The organism is Stenotrophomonas thermophila (assembly GCF_001499715.1).
GTDB lineage: Bacteria > Pseudomonadota > Gammaproteobacteria > Xanthomonadales > Xanthomonadaceae > Stenotrophomonas > Stenotrophomonas hibiscicola.
The window spans coordinates 1-4,659 of the sequence record NZ_CVIW01000053.1; the positions used below are offsets into that span (position 1 = coordinate 1).

Here is a 4,659-nt window from a genome sequence, read left to right on the forward strand (position 1 = left end):
GCGTGCCGGTGAACAGGGCCGTGGCTTCGCCGTGGTCGCCAGCGAAGTGCGTACCCTCGCCCAGCGCTCGGCCGCCGCCGCCAAGGAAATCAAGGGCCTGATCGACGACTCGGTGGGCAAGGTCGCCGAAGGCTCCAGCCTGGTGCACCAGGCCGGCAGCACCATGGGCGAGATCGTCGCCTCGGTGCAGCGCGTGACCGACATCATGGCCGAGATCTCCGCCGCATCGCAGGAACAGAGCGCCGGCATCGAGCAGGTCAACCAGACCGTGGTGCAGATGGACGAAACCACCCAGCAGAACGCTGCGCTGGTGGAGGAAGCCACCGCCGCCGCGCGTGCGATGGAAGACCAGGCCGTGCAGCTGGGCGAAGCCGTGGCCCGCTTCCGGCTGGCATCGCAGGGCACGGCGGCCATTCCGGCGCGTCCGCTGGCGGCGCCGGTACCGCGCCAGGTCGCAGCTGCCGCACCGGCCGTGAAGGCGGCCCCGGCACGTACGCTGCGCACCGGGACAGCCCAGTCGGCGCTGGCTGCAGACGGCGACTGGCAGGAGTTCTGATGTCGCCAGGGTCGGACCCTTCTCCCTCGGGAAAGGGGTCTGGCCCCTTACGCATGGAAAGTGATGCAAATCCCACTTCATAATCCGGTGCAGAGGCCGATATCCCCATCGAGCCTCGCGCCAACGCGTGCTGGCGCCCGCCCCTGACCGTAGATTCCATGTCCGACGGCAACGACACTGCAGTGCATGATGTCCACGCGGCTGATGCCGCCGACGAACGTTTCCTGGTCCGCAACCCGCGCCAGTTGCGCCAGCTGCTGCGCTCGCTGATCGACCAGCGATCACTGATCAATGCCCATATCGACGGCCGCGACCGGTCGTTCCCGACCGCACTGCTCGAACTCGAAGAGGATGAAGACTACCTGCTGCTCGATGGCAGCCTGCAGGAGGCTTCCAACCGCGCCGCCGAACAGGCCGACCATCTGCTGTGCTTCGCCCAGCTCGAGCGTGTCCTCGTGCGGTTCCGCCTGCACGCGCTGGAGCGCGTGGACAACGACGGGCACGTTGCCTTCCGCGCCCCCCTTCCGGACGAACTGGTGCATCTGCAACGCCGTGAGATGTACCGGCTGGAAACCCCCGTCACCGATTCGCCCCAACTGCTGATCCCCGCCGGCGAGAGCCGCGCCGACGCCCTGTCGATGCGGGTGGTGGACATCAGTGGCGGCGGCCTGGCGGTCGCCGTGCCAACCGATTGCGCAGTGTTCAGCCTGCAGAAGCGCTACCCGGCGGTGCTGTCGTTGCCCGACGGCCCGGACCTGGAGATCGGGCTGGTTGTCTGCAACCTGTTGCCGCAGCGCCAACCCAACGGGATCGAGATCAAGCGGGTGGGCATGCGCTTTGACACCCTGCCGCGCGGCGCCGACAGCGCCATCCAGCGCTACATCTTCCGCATCGACCGACAGCGCAAGGCACGCCGCAACGGCGAGCTGTAGGGCGCGTTCAATGGGTAGTGGCGGCCGCTGGCCGGCAACCCGCATATTGCCGTTGCCGGCCAGCGGCCGGCACTACCGATCCTCGGCAGACCCAAGCGATGCGCGGATACCCACCGCGCCCCGGTAGACCCACGCCATGCGCGGATGCCTCCGAGCCGGCACCTAAAGTCCCCCCCGGCGGGGCCGATATCGAGCCTGACACCGGGACTTCCGGCAGAACCAGGACCCCTCGATGAACGACAAGACCAACTCCGCCGCCAGCGCCGGTGGCGAATTCCTCAGCTTCACCCTTGGTGACGAGCACTACGGCGTGGACATCCTCAAGGTGCAGGAAATCCGCGGCTACGACGCCGTCACCCGGGTGCCGGATGCACCGGACTACATCAAGGGCGTGATCAACCTGCGCGGCACCATCGTGCCGGTCATCGACCTGCGCCTGAAGCTGCGCCTGGACAATGCCCGCTACGACGCCTTCACCGTGATGATCGTGCTGAACGTCGAAGACCGCGTGGTCGGCATCGTGGTCGACAGCGTCTCGGACGTCATCCCGCTGTCGGCCGAGCAGATCCGTCCGACCCCGGAATTCGGCGCTGCCGTCGACACCCGCTTCATCTCCGGCATCGGCACCCACGACGACCGCATGCTGATCCTGCTGGACATCGAGACCCTGCTCGACAGCGCCGACATGGGGCAGAACGCCCTTGCCGAAGACGCTGCTGCCTGACCGAGCGGACCTGCTTCACGTTCCGGTCACAAAACCCTTCAGTTCTCCCCGGCAGTGCCGATAGGGGGACAGAAGCCGGTCGCGCAGGAGCGCGCGGAACCGGAACGACCATCACCATCCCCGGAGATATACCTCGATGAAGTCCCTGCTTGCGTTCGTTTCGGCCGCTGTCCTGGCCACCACCGCTTCCTCCGCGTTCGCCCAGTCGGCCGACATGATCCCGCCGGAACTGGCACCGCGCTCGGTCGGCAAGGACGGCATGGTCTGCGGCAAGGTCGAGAAGGCCCGCTACGCAGAAGGTTCCGAAGGCCAGCCGACCTTCCTTTACATGGGCGGCGCCTTCCCGCGCCACACCTTCTCGGCCCGCATCGCCGGCGAGAACCGCAGCAAGTTCTCCTTCCCGCTGGAAACCCTGGAAGGCAAGACCGTCTGCGTGATCGGCAAGATCCAGCGTGACGCCTCGCGCGCGGAAATCGAAGTCAGCTCGCCGGCTGGCCTGAAGCTGGCCAACATCAAGTAATCCGCTGTCCGTCGGACCACGCCGGTGCTGGTGCCGGCGTGGTTTCTGCTGCAACCGGGCCCGATGCCCGGGCGCGTCTGCCTTAGGAGCTCGCAACGCCCATGCCGTGGATCAACAACCTGAAACTGATGCCGAAGCTGCTGCTGACTTTCGGCGTCCTCCTGCTGGTGATGCTGTTGCAGGGCATCGTCGCCTATCGCGGCCTGCATTCGCTGAACAACGTCACCACCGAGCTGGCCGGTTCACGCATGGAGAGCATCCGCCTCGCCGGCGAGATGCGCGGCATGCTGGGCGAATACCGCAATGCCGCCTACCAGCAACTGATCCGGGCCAGCGACGACGTCAAGTCCGATGCGCGCAAGCAGGGCGTCGAGCTGCGCGCGAGCATGGACAAGTCGATCAAGGAGTACCCGAAGCTGGTCGACAACGCGCAGCAGAAGAAGCTGTTCGACACCTTCGCCAAGGAGTGGAAGGACGCCCTGGCCTCCTATGACAGTGTCACCGAGATGCTGGAACTGGACCTGCCGGACGATGCCATCGATACCTTCGTCGGCGAAACCCGCACCAAGCACCGCAAGGCCGCCTCGGCACTGGAAGCGCTGATCGCCGAAGACAACCGCCTGGCCCGCGCCTCGCGCGAACAGGCCGCGTCCACCTATTCCGCCTCGGCCGTGCTGACCGTGATCGCCCTGCTGGGTGGCGCCGCGCTCGGCCTGGTGCTGGTCTGGCTGTTCGCCCGCGCACTGGTCGGCAGCGTGCGCGGCGCCGTCTCGGTCGCCAACGACGTAGCCGGTGGCAAGCTCGATGGCCATATCGACGTCAGCCGCCAGGACGAGGTAGGCGAACTGATGCAGGCCATGCAGCGCATGCAGCGCGACCTGCGCGAACGCATCGAGACCGACCAGGCGGTCGCCCGCGAGAACCTGCGCATCCGCACCGCGCTGGATTACAGCTCCACCGGCGTGTACCTGACTGATACCAGCAACACCATCGTTTACACCAATCGCGCCCTGCAGCAGACCCTGAGCCAGTACCAGGACGACGTGCGCCGCGACCTGCCGGACTTCGATGCCCAGGCCTCGCTGATCGGCAAGCCGGTCACCGTGCTTGAGCACCGTGGCGAAATGGACCAGACCCTGCTGGGCAACCTGAAGGCGCACGGTGTCGCCCGCCGCCCGATGCAGTATGGCGACGCCCAGTTTGCCCAGGTCGTCTCGACCATCCGCAATGAGGACGGTGACACTGTCGGCTACGTGGTGGAATGGCGCGACCGTACCCAGGAAGCGCAGGTTGAAGCGGAAGTGGCCCGCGTGATCGCCCAGGCCGCCGCCGGCGACCTCTCCGGCCGCATCGATGCCAGCGACAAGGAAGGCTTCTTCCTGCAGCTCGCCCAGCAGATCAACGGCCTGCTGGACGCCAACGCCGGCAGCATCGAACAGATCTCCGGCCTGCTCGCCGCACTGTCGCAGGGTGACCTGACCGTGCGCATGCACGGCGACTACCAGGGCGTGTTCGCCCGTATGCGCGACGATGCCAACGCCACGGCCGCGCAGCTGAGCGAGATCGTCACCCGCATCAAGCAGTCCAGCCGCGCGATCAGCTCGGCCGCCGGCGAGATCGCCTCGGGCAACAGCGATCTGTCGCGCCGTACCGAACAGCAGGCCGCCAATCTGGAAGAAACCGCAGCCTCGATGGAGGAACTGACCTCCACCGTGCGCCAGAACGCCGAACACGCCCGCCAGGCCAACCAGCTCGCCATCGGCGCCCATGGCGTCGCCTCGCTGGGCGGTGAGGTGGTCGGCCAGGTGGTTACCACCATGTCGGCCATCGAAGCCTCGTCGAAGAAGATCGCCGAGATCATCAGCGTCATCGACGGCATCGCGTTCCAGACCAACATCCTGGCACTGAACGCCGCGGTGGAAGCCGC

The 4,659-nt window shown here is 66.8% G+C and carries 5 protein-coding genes; all 5 read left to right on the plus strand.

Annotation, left to right across the window (positions count from 1 at the left end):
• Positions 1-556: methyl-accepting chemotaxis protein (locus tag BN1263_RS16890; protein WP_260832987.1), on the plus strand; the 556-nt coding region annotated here is incomplete at its 5' end.
• Positions 557-714: 158 nt separating this feature from the next.
• Positions 715-1,488 (plus strand): flagellar brake protein, encoded by a 774-nt coding sequence (locus BN1263_RS16895; RefSeq protein ID WP_058982776.1) that lies wholly within the window; start codon positions 715-717, stop codon positions 1,486-1,488.
• A gap of 232 nt (positions 1,489-1,720) precedes the next feature.
• Positions 1,721-2,212 (plus strand): chemotaxis protein CheW, encoded by a 492-nt coding sequence (locus BN1263_RS16900; RefSeq protein ID WP_019659583.1) that lies wholly within the window; start codon positions 1,721-1,723, stop codon positions 2,210-2,212.
• Positions 2,213-2,348: 136 nt separating this feature from the next.
• The gene (locus BN1263_RS16905; protein WP_021202161.1) at positions 2,349-2,732 is read left to right on the plus strand and encodes a hypothetical protein; all 384 of its coding nucleotides are present in this window, start codon (positions 2,349-2,351) and stop codon (positions 2,730-2,732) included.
• A gap of 101 nt (positions 2,733-2,833) precedes the next feature.
• Positions 2,834-4,659: MCP four helix bundle domain-containing protein (locus BN1263_RS16910; RefSeq protein WP_058982778.1), on the plus strand; the 1,826-nt coding region annotated here is incomplete at its 3' end.

What these genes read in the sequence shown, in the direction of transcription:
- BN1263_RS16905 (WP_021202161.1), top strand. Translation starts at nt 2,349, where the DNA reads ATGAAGTCCCTGCTTGCGTTCGTTTCGGCCGCTGTCCTGGCCACCACC.
- BN1263_RS16895 (WP_058982776.1), top strand. Translation starts at nt 715, where the DNA reads ATGTCCGACGGCAACGACACTGCAGTGCATGATGTCCACGCGGCTGAT.
- BN1263_RS16900 (WP_019659583.1), top strand. Translation starts at nt 1,721, where the DNA reads ATGAACGACAAGACCAACTCCGCCGCCAGCGCCGGTGGCGAATTCCTC.